We start from the raw sequence: 16,680 nt of genomic DNA on the forward strand, positions 1-16,680 counted from the left end.
GCTTAAACAGATTATTGCTTAGTTTATGTAGAATTGAAAATAAAAGCTGAGTATGAGCAAATGGAGGAGAGATGACAGAGGAAGTAACCAGAAATTCTGGCATTGGTGCTATTGGAAATATTAATTGGGGAACACACTTCTGCCAGTTTTATAATACAAAACAGGATCTGGTAGATATAATTATTCCATATTTAAAAGCAGGGTTAGAAAATAACGAATTTTGCATATGGGTTGCATCAAATCCTCTAGAAGCGAAAAAAACCTTTAAAATGTTTGTTTCTAATCCAGAAACTTATCTGGAAAAAGGGCAAATAGAAATTATTCATTATGACGACTGGTATTTGAAAAGAGGTTTTTTCGATACGCAAGAGATCTTAAATGGCCTGATGGAAAAACTTAACAAAGCTCTGGCTAATGGCTATGAAGGTTTGAGGTTATTTGAAGGACTCTTTTCGCTGGAAGAAGAATATCGGGATGATTTCGCTGAATATGAAAGAGAAATAAACCGGGTAATCGACAACTCTCATATGCTGGTTCTCTGTACCTATTTTCTCAGGAAATATAATGCAGCTGCAATTTTCAATATCATTGAAAGGCATCAATTTGCTCTGATCAAAAGGAAAGGGAAATGGGAAAAAATAAGAAATTCCAGATGAAGAAATTCCATATAAAGAACTATTTTTTTGTATTCTTAATGTTGGATTCTTAATGTTGAGTTTGGTCAGGTCCTTGGCAGAACCCTCATGACTTAAGCTAATCCGTTTTTACGCTGGATTTCCAACCAATAACACTGGAGTCCTTCTGCCCTTCACCATTTTCTACTGCTCTTGAGTATTCCTCCCTCTATGACCATCTATGTCATCGGCAATAAGGCCCCGGTTCTGATTATCTGCGCGTTTATAAGTTTTAGATCCTTAAAGTGGCCGAGCTTTTTTCTTTGTCCTGTTATGTACGTGAACATCGTAGCTTTGTAATAGAAGGTTCGAAGCAAAAGAACTTCCCATGATCCCCAGGCCTATCACGCCAATAAATGTTTTTTTGTCAATACTTGAAGTTGTCAATTGATTACCTCATGCTCTTCCTAACGCTTTTATGTGTCCCGAAGTTCCTCCAAAGTTACATCAGTTTGGGCTTGAGGTTACACGTAGTCTTCCTTAGGTACACGTTTCCTCGATTCCTGATGGCAAAACCATTTGTAACCTGATTGCTTCTTTCCAGCGTATCCAGAGGATTAACAATCCGACAGCACCAATCACACCCCATGCAATTAACACGCCTAAATCCTGGCCAAAGATAGAAGAAACTACCAGGGGCAGCCCGTCCCACGTTGCATGTAGAATGGAAACAAGCAGATAAGCATTAATTACCTGCCAGTTAATGCGGAAGTTACAACTCTTGCTTTCCCGGAACAGTACACTGGCTAAAATAGCTGTCCAGGTTCCGTGCCCCAGCGGAGCAAGCAGACCACGAAGTAAGGTCACTTCCACTGTTGCCGAAATACTCCCATGACTTTCCAAAAGAGCCGTAAAGGCGTAACCGTTACTTTCCAGGGCTGCAAATCCCATTCCCGCTGCCGCACCCAGAATCAATCCGTCCATTTCCGAGTCATGCCGCCTGCGGCGTGCAATCACCAGCACTCCCAGGATTTTAGCAAACTCTTCGATGAGTCCTATTCTTAAAATTGCCCCAAGATTCAGCTGCCTGATAAAAAATGGCTCTAGAAAGGCCGCAGCAATGATACCCAGAAGCCCGCCATATATAAAAGCCAGGGAGACCGTTGGCATTGTCAAGCTGCTTAGGTGCCTGCGCTCGTATATAAAAGCCACATAAGCGACAGGGACCATAAAGCTGCCGACCATTGCCAGGGTGGGAAAAAGGTTTGAGTTCTTCGTCAGCAGCAAGGCCACCAGTAAGAGAACGTAGAAGACCACTGCTGTGGTTAGAACCTTTAACCAGCCGTTCCGTCGGACCACCGGCACAGGCGGCTGAATTTCCGTCGTGCTGTCCATAATTTCCTCCTATCTAATCTGTTAATCTCATTTTGCTACGTCCAGATCCTGGTCTGTCTTCAAGATCTGTAATCACAGGTTAATTAGGCTCCTGAAAGTAATCAGTGATTACAATCAAGGTGCTGCTTGCTGCTACGAAGTTAAACCGTTTACGTAGCTCAGCAGACTGTTTCCTGCCTGCACCCCATAGCCTGTCACCAAAAACATCCTTTACCCATGCAATAAGATATGTGATATCATTAAGGTGGAGCTTTTAATGCTAACCCTCTGATAACCGTACCCAGCAAATTTTATTAAAATCATGAAGAGGAGTACCCAGTGCAGTAAAGTATAGCCAGATCCTGGAAAGATAACTGGCTTAATTGTAACGATAGAGATCTTCGCTCTATCAGAGTAATGCCTTAATCACCGGACTTGTAATTTTCAGAAACTTGCTAAAGAAACAGTCCCTGGAAGAGTGAGAAGATTTCTAAATAGAGCATCCAGAGAGGGATTGAGAACGCTTTACAGACATTATTCTTAGATCCAGGTTTAATAGATTCAGGTTTAATAGATTCAGGTTTAATAGATTCAGGTTTAATAGATTCAGGTTTAATAGATTCAGGTTTAATAGATTCAGGTTTAATAGATTCAGGTTTAATAGATTCAGGTTTAATAGATTCAGGTTTAATAGATTCAGGTTTAATTTTATGAATTAATATTTTTTTCCTGGCAGACGTGCTCTCAATTCCGTTAAAGTTTCTATTCCGCGCCTATGTAATTCTTTGAGATTTCCCTGGTATACGAATGCTGCCGGCACTAACAGTAAAGGGATAGTTGCTGCAACTTTAGCTCCTTCTGAAATAGGCAGCGCAGCTAAAAAGCTTGCTCCAGTAACACCATAAATAGGAACTATAGGAAAAAGCATAGCTAAACCGAATGCTCTTCTGAAATGAACGCCCAATTTTGCAGCCAGAAAACCATTAGACCCTATAACCACACCGATGCCTATACTTGGTCCTATAGTCCGAAACGGATTATATGATGGTCCGATATATAATCCAAAATCAACACCGAAAAAGGAAACAAGTCCGTTAAATTGATTCCTTTCCTGATTGGAGTTCCCTCCAAGCCCTGATACAACTATTCCTATGTCCAGTTGCAGAGGTCCTCTTTCTGCTCCCCTTCCGTCCATTATATCATTACTTTCCTTAAACGATAATAAGATTTACCTGTATCCTGATTTTCCAAAAATCTATGCCTTTATTTCGATGACGAAGTTTGCATGCGCACTACTCTAACAGTCTTTCTATTCGGCAAATCGTTCACGATTTCATATTCAAACCCCATGGAGCCTAAATTTGTGACAAACCACTTTGGAATATGGCTGCAAATGACATCCAGTCTGTTAAATTCTCCGTTTTTCAGATAGGGGATCAGAATTTTCTTTGAAGTCAAGTCCGGATTTTTAAACATGATGTCTTCTATATTAATCGAAAAATCACCTTTATTCACACCGGGTTCCAGAAACTGCGTGATGTCAAATTTTGGCGGTTCTTTCTGACGCTCCTCAATTGTTTCAAGCATTTCTTTTTTGATTGAATCAAGAAGATCCAGCACATTACCTTCCACAAGGAATATGTCAAAACTTGCTGCTTGAAAAGTCCCGGACGCTATTCCTGGGATTTCACTTGCAACAATTACTTTTACGTCGCCAAGCTGTTTTATTGTATCCGCTACAGACGCGCGTACCGCGGCCATACCTTTCGCGTTGCAAACTTGATTTTCAAACCGTGTCAGAACTTTCCATTCCCCACCGTCTTCCTCATATATTGCAATGAATCCTGGTTCGAATATTGAACTCGCTTTCTGGTTCTCGTTTTCTACAACTGCTATTTTCAAGGCGTGTCCTCCTGTCGTGTTGAAATTTATGAGATGTCGGAATGCGATTAAAACAATTTCTTACCATTTGATTATTGTTCGATTTATATAAGCTCTGCTGGACTCATTCAGCAACCTGTGATATATCGTTTGTGAACGCGCTTTCAGTCCATTTTATCATGCGAACAATAGTATCTTCATATTTTTCCGGAACGCACCAGCTATTTGTTTTAGAGAAATAACGAACTGTGAGATTCTTGGAACGAAAACCATTGATTATAAACAAAGAAAACCAGACCAGAGTAAAGCCAGACCAGATTAACTCCGCCAAAGGATATTGCAACCAGAGACGAAAAGCTACATAGAACTGGAAACCATATGAAAATATAAAGGCTGTTTATTGAAATCTCTGTAATAGGTTTCAGGTTAGAAAGCGACTACAATTTTCCGAATAAAAATCCCAAACACTATGAATAAAAGATCTGAAATCTGAAATCGGTATAAAAGAGATTTTCAGTCATTTTAATTTGAATTCCAAGAAAAAACGAGGGTTGTTCAGGTTTCGGTGATTTTGAATTCATTTCACTTTGAATTCATTTACCTTTGAGTTCATTTACCTTTGAGTTCATTTACCTTTGAGTTCATTTACCTTTGAGTTCATTTCACTTTGAATTCATTTCACTTCGAATTCATTTCACTTCGAATTCATTTCACTTCGAATTCATTTCACTTCGAATTCATTTCACTTTGAATTCATGTACTTATATTTTTGATTCTCCCAGCACACAGAACCTGGTCTTACCACTGGATTCAGGAACTTTTCTGCAGTTCTTCAGGAGAAACTCAGGCTTTTCTTCGGACAGTTCCGGTTTTTCGGCATTCAGGCAGAAGTATTCTCCTTCAAGTCGGAATTTCCTGAAAAGTTCACAGGTTTCACAGAGGCAACCCAGTTTTTTTCCCTGTTCCAGACGTTTGCCTCTGGAGCAAAACATCCCTGCACCGCCGGAATAAGAAGGACAGTTTTTGCAGGCGCAGGCTTTAAGGTTATGGTATGAGCTGCAGATCCCGAAATATTTTCCATATTCTTTCCTGGTCTGTTGTACTATTTCAAATGTTCTCTTCTCGGACTTTTCCTTTGTCCAGTTATCCTTTTCATTTACTGTTGGTAGTCTGGAACTCAGAACATTCCTCCTGTGTGCAGAAAGACATGATTTATAAGATGTCAAAATATATTATATATTGCTTAAGGATTTAAAAAGCGTACATTACCTGAGGAGGTTAAAGGATTTTGGATCTGGAATGGTTATTGGAGAGGTAGAAGCTATGGGATTCAATCAACTGGCTGAAAGCGACGAACTGATTCTTGGTGAAGCACTGGAAAGACAGCAAGTTCTGGAAACCGTAATTAATAACAGCCCGGTTATGGCTTTTCTCTGGGCTCCTGATAAAAAATGGCCTGCCAAGTACGTTTCGGAAAACGTAACCCAGCTTGAATACAGCGCAGAAGATTTCCTTACAGGAAGAATAATATATTCAGATATAGTCCATTCCGAGGATATAGATAGGGTTAGAAAGGAACTTACCCGATGCTGCGAGGCTGGAAATGACAGCTTTGTACAGAGGTACAGGGTTCTTACAGGGAAGAGGGAAATCCGATGGGTAGAAGAAAAGACTTTTATCCAGCGTGATAAGACAGGAAATGTAACGAATTTCCAGGGAATAGTCAGGGACATTACTCAGGAGATTAAAAATGAAAAGGCTCTGAAGGATGCTCTTCAAAGCCAGAAAGCTCTCATGGAAAAACAAAAAGCTCTCCTTGAGCGGCAAAAAGTCCTTGAAGCCGTAATTAACAATAGCCCAATGGTAGTGTTTCTCTGGAAGGCTGAAAAATACTGGCCCACGCTATATGTGTCTGAAAATGTCAGGCAGTTCGGGTACGTTCCAGAGGACTTCATTTCCGGAAAAGTTCTTTATGGGAAGATTATCCACCCCGAAGACCTGCTCCTTGTGGAACTTGAACTTGAGGAAAACTGTGAAGAAGGAGGAAAGGAGTTTAACCGTCAGTACCGGATTCTTACTCAGACTGCTGATGTCCGCTGGATTGATGAAAAAACCTTTATCCAACGCAACGAGGAAGGAAAAGTTACTCATTTCCAGGGTATTATAGAAGATATAACCCGAAGTATGAAAAGAGCCTGACCTGTAGATTTAAACAAGAAAATATAAGAAACAATCTTCAGGCTTTCAGGAGCCGGAATTTAACCGATTTATATTATTTCCGGAATTCTATTTTATAGAACAAGTTTAGTTGACAAGTTTAGTTGGTAAGCTTGGTCAGGGAGTTTCAAGTCTCAAGAAAAATACAAAATAATATATTATTTAACAGTAATATAATGTTAAGTTCTAAATAATCACTACCCTATGTCATCCTAATATGAATTAGATACTTCTTATAGCTTTCTTACTTTCTTAACAAATAACTATTTATGTTTGAGAGTATTAAGAAGTGTTTGCAGGTTTTAATAGAATTGCAGGATCTGCAGCCTCTCCGAAATGCCTGAGTGTGAAGACCGAAAACAAAGAATGTTGAGTAACACGAAAAATACGAAAAGGTATGGAAAAGGTATAAAGTATAAGCAAATTGTTCCCCAGAAAACTAAAGAGGGTTACATCCTGAAAACGGTTCGGTTACAAGGAGTTTGAATGAGTAAGCGAACCGTTCTCAGGGCCAGAGACCAAGGAGCTAATCTTTTTTATATTCTTTATTGTGAATCAGGAGGTCTACAAAACGGGGTTACTTCTTCAATTTTTAGACATACGGGACTGGTGGGTAAGATATCGGTTTACTTATTTCAATACATCTATTCTAAAACTCATTTCACTCATTTCAGGTCACTCACTCCAAAATTCATTTCACTGAGTTCAGACCACTCATCCTAAAACTCATTTTTTCGGAGAACTTTTGGTAGAACTTTTTGGGGAACTAAGGGTTTTCAATAAATGTTTTTTACAATAGAAAACCCGGTTGGTATTTGGAACTGGGATAGAAATCAGGTTTTTAATTAATTAGACGACTATGCAGATTTATTTACAAGATGAAAATTTTATAAACCTCTCATTGCAAAAATATTCAAAAAATAAGTATTTATTGACATATGCAGAGATTACGTGGGGTTATTAGAACGTATTATTCTCATTTTTTACAGGGGGGATAAGGTATGAGAAAAGGCCACAAGGCCTGCACGCTTACGCTATGTTTACTATATTTCTTTTTCTCATGGCTTACAGTGCCTGCATCAGCAGTTGAAGTCAACGTAGAAGGAGACCATCCGGCTGAGGTTAAGGAAAAGCAGGAGATAAGTTGCGTTTTGACAATAAGCGGCATTCCCAGTGCTGCGGATTATCTGTATTTTGATACGGATCTGGAAAAATATGACGACAAGCCAATCTATAATTTTACAGAGTTGAATCTTCAAAGTAATGAGAGCCACTTTGAGCTTCCAGTCAAAGATGATATAAAAAAAATCGTTGTCCAGCTAAACGGACAGGTTCCTGGTGTCACTGAGGTCCAGCAGTATGAGAAACTTACACTGGTGAAATATGACTCTAAAAGGACAGGATATGCCTATTATCGGATCAAGCCTACCGATGAAAAAGGAAATGCCATTCAGGGAAGCGATACGAGCACATTCACGATTGCAGTTACTGACGTTGATTCTTTCGAAAAGAAGGCTGCACAAATCGAAGACCCGTTTTTAAGCATGTACCTGCAGGATATGTTTGACCGCGGGCTTGTCACCGAGGCAAATAAGCTTGCAGATTATTTGATTGAAAAGAAAACCGAGAGTCTTGCTACCGAAGAAGAAAGTCAACAGTTTAAGGAAAAATTGAACGGATTTTCCGACCCGGTCCTGGGTATGAAGCTACAGGCCTTCTTTGACCTTGGCCTGCATAATGAGTCGAACGAACTTGCAGACTATCTGCTCCAGGAAAAAGCAGACGCATCGAACATGAAATGAAAGTACGCCCTTGGGTTCTTAGCAACTGCACTGCTTGGATTTGTAATCGGATTAAGACTTAAAAATTCGGAGGATGAAGAATGAACAGAGGGGGCAATATTTCACTGCAGCTTCCTATGGACCTGACAATTTTGGGGCTTGGAGGTTGTGGAAAACGTCTGTGTGAAGAGGTCTGCAGGCATGACTGGATACTCGACAGCTACCTTGTGCCCGGAAAAAGGTTGAGGATTTATACAATGGATACGGATGCCAACGAAAGGGCTGATGACGAATGGTACAGAAGCAGGGTTAAGTCCAGAATACAGGAAATGGGAGCAGGGGGAAATATTGAATACAAATACTATTACCTGCCTTCCCTGGCAAATATAACCCAGGTTTCAGACCTGACAAGCCAGGAAGTTGCAGAAAAGATAAAGGACCGGAAGTCTGAGCCTCTTGTCAAAACCTGGTGGATGAACGATTCAGGAGACTTTGGGCTCAGTTTTGAGGAACTGAGATCTATTGACCCTTTTTTAATTGATGACTTTGGCGGAGGCGTACACCGGAGAAGGGCCATTTCAAAGGCTATTTTCTACAAGGTACTGAGTCAGGGGCAGGCAAGTGGTTTTCCTACATTTCCCAGTACAGGAACCACAGCCCTTATTGTAGGGCTTGGGGGAGGTACTGGGTCAGGGATGTTTATTGACCTTGCCAGGTATATACGAGCACTTAAAGGAGAGAGCAGCCAGATCTGGCTCTTTGCGGTAATTCCTACAACAAAAGAAGGCGAAAAAGAACAATTAAATGCTGCAATCGCCCTTACCGAACTTGAATACCTGAACCTGAACGAGAGGCTTTTCAATCACATAATCCTGACCTCACTTGGGCCTACAGGATATAAAAAAGGGGAAGAGGCAAAGGTAGAAGTGCATGAATTCGATTCCATGTTTCCTCACATACTGACAAATTTCTTCCACATTAAAAAAGGAGACATCAACCTGAGCGACTCAAAACACCTTTACTCCTCGTTTGTTTTTGCAGATGCCCACGTAATCGAGTACCCTGTGGACGAGCTAAAGGCCCTGAAAAAACAGTATGAAGAAGTTATCCTGGAACTTGAAGCGATTACTGCAACACGAAAAGAGATTAACAGGAGCGTAAAAACCCTGCTTGACAGCCAGAACCTGTTTAGGGAAGTCCCTCCCACGCGGGCTGACTCCGAATATATCAAAAAGGAGTATGGAAACGTTGAAAAGGTCTGGAAGAACGAGATTGAAAAACTTCTCAACTACCAGAGCCCGGATGCGATTGAATTCTTTATCCAGAATAACATTTCGGCTGAAACCAGTCTCGAAAAAATAAATAACTACGAAGATATGCTGAGCTTCCTTTCGAAGGTGAAAACCTTTAATCTCAGTGTAAAGGAAGATGAGCTAAAAGATGAAAATGACAAAGTGCTCTTTAGATTGATTCCCGAAGCTCTCTCAGGCATAGAAGAAACTGCAAGGCTATTTAAACGGACTGCAGGGATTGAAGAAGAAACTGTCGGATCCGTGCTTATAAATGTCCTGAAAGGAAAACAGGACCTTGTTTCCTTTATGGACAGGTTGAATGTAAAAGCTAAAAGCTTAAAAGAAGAGACACTGGAAGTAGAAGCCGAACTTCAGAGGAAGAAGGGTGAGCGGGATTTACTTAACGAACTTCACATTCAGGTTGAAAAAGCCGTTGACAAAGCCTTAAACGACAACGACCTGGAGCTTGAGGAATATTTCAGCCAGAAAGAGAAATTGAAGGTGCTTCAGGAACACGAATATGACCTGAAAACAAAAATTGACGCGTTTCTTGGCAATCTCAAGGAAGGAAATATAAAAAGTGGAGATAAGGACAGCTGGCTTCTCATGGCCGGGGTTCCTGGTTTTCAGAGAGAGCTTGAAACGCTTTCCAGGGACCTTGATCTGAATTTAAACGAGCTAGGAAGTCTCCTTGAAGCAATTGCACTCTACTCTTTTTATGACTACAAAATCAACCGGCTCGAAAATGCCGGAATAAAGGAAAAAGTCCTTGTCGCAATAAAGGGAAACAAGACCAAGTCCCTCAGGAACTATGAAGCAAAGAAACGAAACAAAGAAGAATATATCAAGAGTACGGGAAGGGAGTATCTCCAGATAAACAGCCCCTTCGAACTCTCGGTTCCTGAGAGCTTTTTGAGCGAAAGCCTGGACAGAAAGTCTGAGGAACTTAAGGATAAAGTGCTCAAATCCCTGTTTTTCGGGCTGGATCTTCAGGATTTAGAGCTTGAGGAAATCGAACAGGGTTTTAAGTCCAGAGACCGGCCCAAAATGAGAAGCGTTTTTAGGGAAATCCTGACCGAAAAGACCCTGCAAAAGGAAGACTATTCCGGAAAATTTGGTCGGGTTGAAACGGAAGTACTTGAGCTTGAAAAAAGCCTTCAGGAAAAACATGCCCTTTCAGCCCTGATTGAAAAAGTCGAAACACTGACCGAAGAAACCCTTGCAAACCGGAGAGACCTGAACAGGTATTACGGACAATTTTACGAGGAGGTTACCAGGATGAATAACCTCCACGGGCTTGGGGGAAAAACCTCAATCAGCCTCTATATGACCAAGTTTGGGAATATAAACCCGAAGATTCTCTCCCTTATCGATGCAAGTTCTGACATGACTGACCTTGACTGGGATGACAGTGGAAAACATGAACTTGATAAACTCATTGAGGAAATTCTGGTCACATACAAGAACCTTGTTGAAAGCTACAAGCTCGGGGTTCACAACCTGATGATCCCTATCAGCGCGACTGAACGCTGGAACTTCGGAAAAGCCGCTCTTGTTGTTTCCTCAAGGTCATCCTACATCTCAAGCCAGCTTACAAGCGAACGCATAGCTGATGCAATCAAAGATGAAATAAACGGGACCCTTGCCTTAAAGAACATCAATGATGCAAAACTTGCAACCCACAACTATACAGGGTCTTGGGATATTGCCCTTACCTTCTTCTCTGCGTCCGGTTTTCTGGACAATATATCTCCTCTGACCGCTGGAGGCGGCTTCTGGGAAGTATATGAAAACAATAAGGATAACGTACTTCACCACGTTCTGAAACTCCAGGAAGGGAAATACATTACTCGAAAAGCACTTCTGGACCTCAGAGAGGCCGGAGAACTGGCAAACCTGGAAAAGAGAGGTGGAAATGTAGGAGAAAGGATCAACAGGCTATACGAGGAAAAAAGCATAAAAGAGGCATTACAGCATGAGGATTCAAGGAAACTGGAGATTGCTCTCTGAACTGCCTGCAGCCGGTTTTATCCTGCTTTTATCCTTTCTTCTCATAACTTACGGAGGACGGATTGAAGTTCCGAGCATTTCAGGGCCTGGAGTTTTCTGGCTGAGTTTCATCCCGGCTTTCCTGATTGCAAATGCTTTCGGGCTGGCTCTGCACGAGCAGTCAAGGAGAGGAAGCCTTTTTTTGTTTGCAGGCTTTTTGCCTGTACTCCACCTTCTTTCGCAGCATGATTTTTTAAACACAAACGGCCTTGTTTTGGGATTTTTTGCAGGGAGCCTACTCGATTTTCAGGTCCTTTCCAGAAACCAGTTCAGTTCCCTTGCCAGATATGCCAGGTCAGGGTCTCGATTTTTCTTTCTTGTTCTCAGCTGTTACCTTCTTATAAGGCTTCTCGAATTCGTATACCCGTTTTCAATCGAAGGAATACGGCAGGCCTTCGAAATTAGTTCCGAAGAACTTAATAATCTCGGGATAGCTTTTCTGGCGGTTTTTTTCCTGCTGATGTCAACAACTTTCATTCGGGGCATTCAGGCTTCTGAGATCTTTGTTTACGGACCCTCACATTCAGGCAAGACCCTTCTACTGCTTGCCTTATACAGCCATTTTGTGGACTTTTATGAAGGAACCCACAGGGAAATTATTTTGTCTTCCGATAGAGAAGAGGAAAAAGTCTGGCAGCTCTCTAAGAAAAGCGAAAAAAAACTAAGGATTGAATCCATGCTTGCTGAACTTGAGGGAGGAATAACTCCAAAAAGTACCAACCGTACAGACCTAGCAATTTATGAACTTAGAGGAAAAAAGAATGGCTTACTTCCAGTAGAGTTTACTTTTATTGACTATGGTGGAGAATATACCGAAGACCTGGAACCGAAAAAGTACTATCGAGCGCTCCGCAGCCTGACTGAAAAGTTATCTGGGAATGAAAAACTATCCGGAAACGAAAAACTATCTGGAAATAAAAAGTTATCTGGGAATGAAAAACTATCTGGAAATGAAAAGCTGCCTGGGTTCAGTGTGGAAGCTCTTCACAGGCAAATAGGGACTCTAAGTTTTCTTGAGCTTCTGAAAAACAAATATGCAAAGGAAGCTGGGGATCAGTTTCATAACCTTATTTTGGCCTGTATCTACAAAAAAATGAAGACTGCTGGAAAGGTTATTTTTCTGGTAGATGGCGATTATATCCTGGATTATCACGGAGAAGGAAGAAAAGAATTGACAACCCTTTTCGGGCACTATTTCCGGCTCATGGATCAGCTTGGGCCTGATAAGTTCTATGCTCTTGTGCTGACCAAAACAGATAAATTAAAAGACCTTTCCGAAATTCCGGATAATTCCGAAAAAGCCGGGGAAATTGAGGCTGAGATCTACAGCCTCCTTGACAGAATTTACACATTCCGGGAAATACAGAACCTTGCAAAAAGAGTCCCTATTTATTTTTATACCGTAAGCGTGGATGCAACCCTATCTCCTCAAGCTTCAAAGGATTTGCCTGAGGAGCAACAGGGAATCACCCAGATTTTTCCCTGGAGAGTGGGTGAAATTGCAAAATTCGGCTTCTGAATTTGAGGATTCAGCTTCTGAATTTGAGGATTCGGCTTCTGAATTTGAGGATTTCTGCTTACCGGTTTGATTTTTAAGCTAAAACCCGTCCTTTTTCAGATATTCAGCCTTGCTCTGTCCCTTTATCCTTCGCAAACTGATATATCGGTTGGCCCTGGAGAACTTGACCCTGATTTTATGTTTGAAGGCGGAAAAATTCGATCTTCTGCAGCGAATGATAAAAAGGTAAATCCGGTGGAAATGAGAGGCAGAATTCAAAAGGAAAATTCAAAAGGAAAATTTAAAAGAGTACAGTCTAAAAGAGTACAGTCTAAAAGAGTACAGGAATGTTTTTAATCTTGATAATACTCAAGGTAGCGATTTTCAAAAAACTCTGGAAGCGCCTCCAAAAAAGAATAAAACCTGGTAAAAGAAAAGAATTGCAGGATACACTTGTTGTTTTTCCTATTTTTAATAGCAGGGCTCCTGATACTATCAAAAACAGGCTTGGAGCTGACATTTCCTTCATTTAACATATCAAAAAACAATGACACGAATTTTCCTTCTTTCAGGGTCCAGCTAGAGATTAGGGGAGATATAAGCCCTCGAATACAGGATTTGAGGAATGAAAATACGTCAAATACGCAATTACAATTATCTAGTTCTCCTGGTGGCGGTTCGTCTAACCTGTCTTCAGTTAATCTGGATGAAAAGGATGAGAATTTTCCTATAACTGCAGAATCTGATTAAAGAAACCAACAACATCAGTGAAGTTTGCAATGCGGGTACGGGTAATGGTTCTGAAAGGAATGAAAGTGCAGGGAATGCGACTTTGGAAAATAAAAACTTGGAGAATGGAATTCCAGAGAACAAAAATAGTGGATATGGAATTCTGGAAAATAAAAGTGTAGAGAATGAGGTTCTCGAAAACGAAAGTAATGGGAATGCAGCGAAATGAGCCAGTTCAATTTTGATTTTGCGGAAAAGGCATCAGGTTCATCAGGCAGTATGCCAAAAATAAAAATAATATGGAAAATAGTCTCGGAAAAACATATTCATCGTCTGAACTCTGTCTTTCACCGAGCGAAGCTCGGCCCAAGTAGAAAAAAACAAAAAACAAAATAGAAGGCTTTTAAAATACAGAATACAGTAAATTTTGTATTTATTGAAACTGTGAACACTGAACATCTATTGCAGAAAATAGAGCGCTGGGTCAGTTCCAGGAAGAAAAACAAAAACAAAGAACTTTTAACAGGTGAGAATCAATAAATTTTCCTTTATTAGAAAACAAAAGCAATGAAACGATTTTTTTCTACTTTTTTTCTGAAAAGTCGCATTGCTTGTGTGACAAAAACAGAATTGGACTAATTGATCACGCTGCAGACAGTGATTATTTGACTGAAATAAATTAGATTTTATTTTTAATTTTTTAGCCTCAAAACGAATTGAATCAGAAAAATGATGTATAATTAAATTCTGCTATTTAGTTTTGAAAAATAAGTATAGTTAAACGAAAAGATTATCTTATTCGGATATATAGTTATGTATCATTCCGAAAACAGCTAGGTAATTAAAAGCTGGTCATTGATATATTGAGCAAGCCCAAATATGTAGAATTCCCAGTAGGTATAAACAAGAGATATCTGGATGACGCCTGTTATGAGTTGGACAGAGAGACAGGAACGTTGACAATAAGCTTTGAAGGAGATTTTTACAACTTTCCTAAAGAACGAGCTCCGAATCTGATCAATCTATTAGGTTTAGAAACGATCACTACTCTGAAAGTATTGACAAAGTCTGTCTACATGTTATTATTCTTTCTACTAATATTAAAAATGATTTTAGAAAAGGATTACTTGCTTTTATGGATGCCGTTGTTCTTTGCAGGCATGATATTTGTCTTTGTTGCCTTATATCTGGATGAAATTGAGAATTACTACAATATTTCCAGATGTAAAAAATGTGATAGGGAATTTGCCTATGAGGAAATTAAAAAACCTTTTATTAAAATTGTAAGTACTTACGACAAATATGAAGAAACAACAACAAGATACATGAAGTGCAAGTACTGCAATAGTGAAGATATCAAGATCAAAATTGACCAGAGAAATTCAAAGTCCAAACCAAAGAATATTAACAAAAATAGAAAAACCTGCAGAGGATGCGGAAAAAAGTTTGCTTTAGTAGAATACAGATCCCCTGATATCCATTTTGAGTACCCGAATATTTTTATAACAATTAGGCACTATAAATGCGCACATTGCGGTTATATGGCGATCAGCATAAAATACGACTACGTCGCCACAAGCTAAACACAAAAACTAGAAGGCTCCTGAAAATTATGAAAAGGATCATTAGAGTTTATTAGGGAAAGCCACTGCCTAGATATATAAATAATTTAGTAAAAAAGGACACCGTCCTTCCTAGACGGCACTCGGGTGACGGAACTTGGGTGACGAGACTCGGACTGCAGAGCTGCAACTCTACCGAGATAGATTTAAATTAAAAAAGTCAAGATATCAACATGCAAACTGCTTTTCATTATCTTTCCCTGTATACACATCTAGACCCTTGTTCGTTTACTGTATACCGTTCACCTTCAAAGGTATTGTTTTTACTGTCAAAGCTATAGAATACTTTAATTTCAGTATTTGGACTTGCAGTGTTACCCTGTAACGTGTTATTTTGAGAATTTGCAAGAACAACTGAATATGAGTATCCAAGTTTTTCAATAGTGTTATTCAAAACTTTATTATTATTCGAATTAATAAGATAGTTCTGTAAGATTGAGTTATTATTTAGCTCATTATTAGAAGAATCAGTGAGGTTTACACCATCCCATAACTTTGATATGGTGCTACTCATCAACTTGTTGTTATCTGAATCTTCGAGATAAATTCCCGTTGCATTATTATCTAATCCGACAAATATTCCAACACATGATATTTTGTTACTTTTTAATTGATTATTACTAGAATTCCTTAGATAGATTCCAACTGAATTGTTATTCACTTCATTATTTTCCAGAATACTCCTGTTTGAATCGTTAAGGTAAACTCCATAATTGTTATAACTTAGCTTATTTCCAGTTATATTGCCACCTGACCCGCTACAGTAGATACCGGCTTTACTCGTTGTTCCCTTTATGTTGAATCCGCTTATCGTCACGTTGTCCGCAGTTACATTGAATACATCTTCTTCTGGGTCTGCAGCCTGAACAATAGTATTATTCGTTTCTCCTGGATTTGATATTATAATCAAAGGTCTGTTTACAACCAGGTTCTCCTTGTATAATCCCGGATAAACGGTAACAGTGCCACATGGACTGGTATTGTTTATTGCTTGCTGTATAGAATCTCCTGGATGTACATTGGTTATTGAACTATTATCATTACCCAGAAAAGTGTCAGAATATTTTTCTTTATTTGCAGATAGAATATATAATGCTGAAATGACAAAGACTAAAAATAAGACAAGTATTATCTTTTGATTAATTTGTGAGAGAGGCATAGTTATCTCTTCTTATTAAAAATGGAGGGTGATTAAGGTCTCACCCATGCTGTTACTGCATTATCTTCAACAAAAACATTATTCTTTAAATGCTTTGTGTCGAAAGCTGCCAGTAGTCAGAAATTAAGTACTTTTACAGATTTATTAATAAATCTAAAAAAAGTAATAAACCTCAATTAGATTCTTTATTCAGAAATTATAAATAAGACAGGTCATTGCATATCGTTTATGCCTCCGTAGTTTGCAGAAAAACACTTCCCGCAAATAGACATGCATATTTTGAAAGCAAGAATCCAGATAAAACAATAAATCTACATTAATTTGATCTAAAGCGTATCATTCAATATTTATAGAGAAAACAAGAAGATTCTTAACACCATCAGGCTTAACACCAGTAATTAAAGACGGTCTTAAATAAGTCGACTTATCATTATTTTTGTTCATAAAACAGCTCGCAAAAAAAC

Annotated in this window: 13 protein-coding genes; 7 read left to right on the plus strand and 6 right to left on the minus strand. The window is 39.4% G+C overall.

Annotation, left to right across the window (positions count from 1 at the left end):
- The first annotated feature begins 71 nt into the window (after positions 1-71).
- Positions 72-656, plus strand: coding sequence for an MEDS domain-containing protein (locus MSBRM_RS09715; RefSeq protein WP_048122825.1), 585 nt, complete (start codon positions 72-74; stop codon positions 654-656).
- A gap of 258 nt (positions 657-914) precedes the next feature.
- Here MSBRM_RS09715 and MSBRM_RS21310 read toward each other — a convergent pair whose 3' ends face one another.
- The 5 genes from MSBRM_RS21310 to MSBRM_RS19505 all read right to left on the minus strand — a co-directional run bounded on the left by MSBRM_RS21310 (position 915) and on the right by MSBRM_RS19505 (position 5,095).
- Positions 915-1,061: an NAD(P)-binding domain-containing protein gene (locus tag MSBRM_RS21310; protein WP_203397921.1), complete on the minus strand. Its 147-nt coding sequence runs from the start codon at positions 1,059-1,061 to the stop codon at positions 915-917.
- 93 nt (positions 1,062-1,154) lie between these two features.
- The gene (locus MSBRM_RS09720) at positions 1,155-1,973 is read right to left on the minus strand and encodes a PrsW family intramembrane metalloprotease (RefSeq protein ID WP_230668815.1); all 819 of its coding nucleotides are present in this window, start codon (positions 1,971-1,973) and stop codon (positions 1,155-1,157) included.
- A 730-nt stretch (positions 1,974-2,703) separates the two neighbouring features.
- Positions 2,704-3,183, minus strand: a complete 480-nt coding sequence (locus MSBRM_RS09725) for a hypothetical protein (RefSeq protein WP_048117395.1) — start codon at positions 3,181-3,183, stop codon at positions 2,704-2,706.
- A 68-nt stretch (positions 3,184-3,251) separates the two neighbouring features.
- Positions 3,252-3,890, minus strand: coding sequence for a Fe-only nitrogenase accessory protein AnfO (gene anfO, locus MSBRM_RS09730; protein ID WP_048117393.1), 639 nt, complete (start codon positions 3,888-3,890; stop codon positions 3,252-3,254).
- Between the two features lie 740 nt (positions 3,891-4,630).
- Positions 4,631-5,095, minus strand: coding sequence for a DUF2769 domain-containing protein (locus tag MSBRM_RS19505; protein ID WP_069575310.1), 465 nt, complete (start codon positions 5,093-5,095; stop codon positions 4,631-4,633).
- A gap of 73 nt (positions 5,096-5,168) precedes the next feature.
- Here MSBRM_RS19505 and MSBRM_RS09740 point away from each other — a divergent pair, with 73 nt between their 5' ends.
- From MSBRM_RS09740 to MSBRM_RS20340, 6 genes are all read left to right on the plus strand, one after another.
- Positions 5,169-6,068, plus strand: coding sequence for a PAS domain-containing protein (locus tag MSBRM_RS09740; RefSeq protein WP_230668817.1), 900 nt, complete (start codon positions 5,169-5,171; stop codon positions 6,066-6,068).
- Positions 6,069-7,087: 1,019 nt separating this feature from the next.
- The gene (locus MSBRM_RS09745; RefSeq protein ID WP_048155530.1) at positions 7,088-7,888 is read left to right on the plus strand and encodes a hypothetical protein; all 801 of its coding nucleotides are present in this window, start codon (positions 7,088-7,090) and stop codon (positions 7,886-7,888) included.
- Between the two features lie 80 nt (positions 7,889-7,968).
- Entirely contained in the window at positions 7,969-11,169 is a 3,201-nt protein-coding gene (locus MSBRM_RS09750) for a tubulin-like doman-containing protein (protein ID WP_048155533.1), read from the plus strand.
- Positions 11,135-12,727 carry a hypothetical protein gene (locus MSBRM_RS09755; protein ID WP_069575246.1) on the plus strand — a complete coding sequence of 531 codons (1,593 nt, stop codon included), beginning with the start codon at positions 11,135-11,137 and terminating at the stop codon, positions 12,725-12,727. The genes MSBRM_RS09750 and MSBRM_RS09755 overlap by 35 nt, the downstream gene beginning before the upstream one ends.
- Before the next feature lie 811 nt (positions 12,728-13,538).
- Positions 13,539-13,664, plus strand: coding sequence for a hypothetical protein (locus tag MSBRM_RS21745; RefSeq protein ID WP_255361919.1), 126 nt, complete (start codon positions 13,539-13,541; stop codon positions 13,662-13,664).
- 634 nt (positions 13,665-14,298) lie between these two features.
- On the plus strand, positions 14,299-15,018 hold the full coding sequence (locus MSBRM_RS20340; RefSeq protein ID WP_141706400.1) for a hypothetical protein: 720 nt from the start codon (positions 14,299-14,301) through the stop codon (positions 15,016-15,018).
- Between the two features lie 229 nt (positions 15,019-15,247).
- Here MSBRM_RS20340 and MSBRM_RS09770 read toward each other — a convergent pair whose 3' ends face one another.
- Entirely contained in the window at positions 15,248-16,216 is a 969-nt protein-coding gene (locus MSBRM_RS09770) for a right-handed parallel beta-helix repeat-containing protein (RefSeq protein WP_141706399.1), read from the minus strand.
- Positions 16,217-16,680: the final 464 nt, after the last annotated feature.

The organism is Methanosarcina barkeri MS, assembly GCF_000970025.1.
Taxonomy (GTDB): Archaea; Halobacteriota; Methanosarcinia; order Methanosarcinales; family Methanosarcinaceae; genus Methanosarcina; species Methanosarcina barkeri.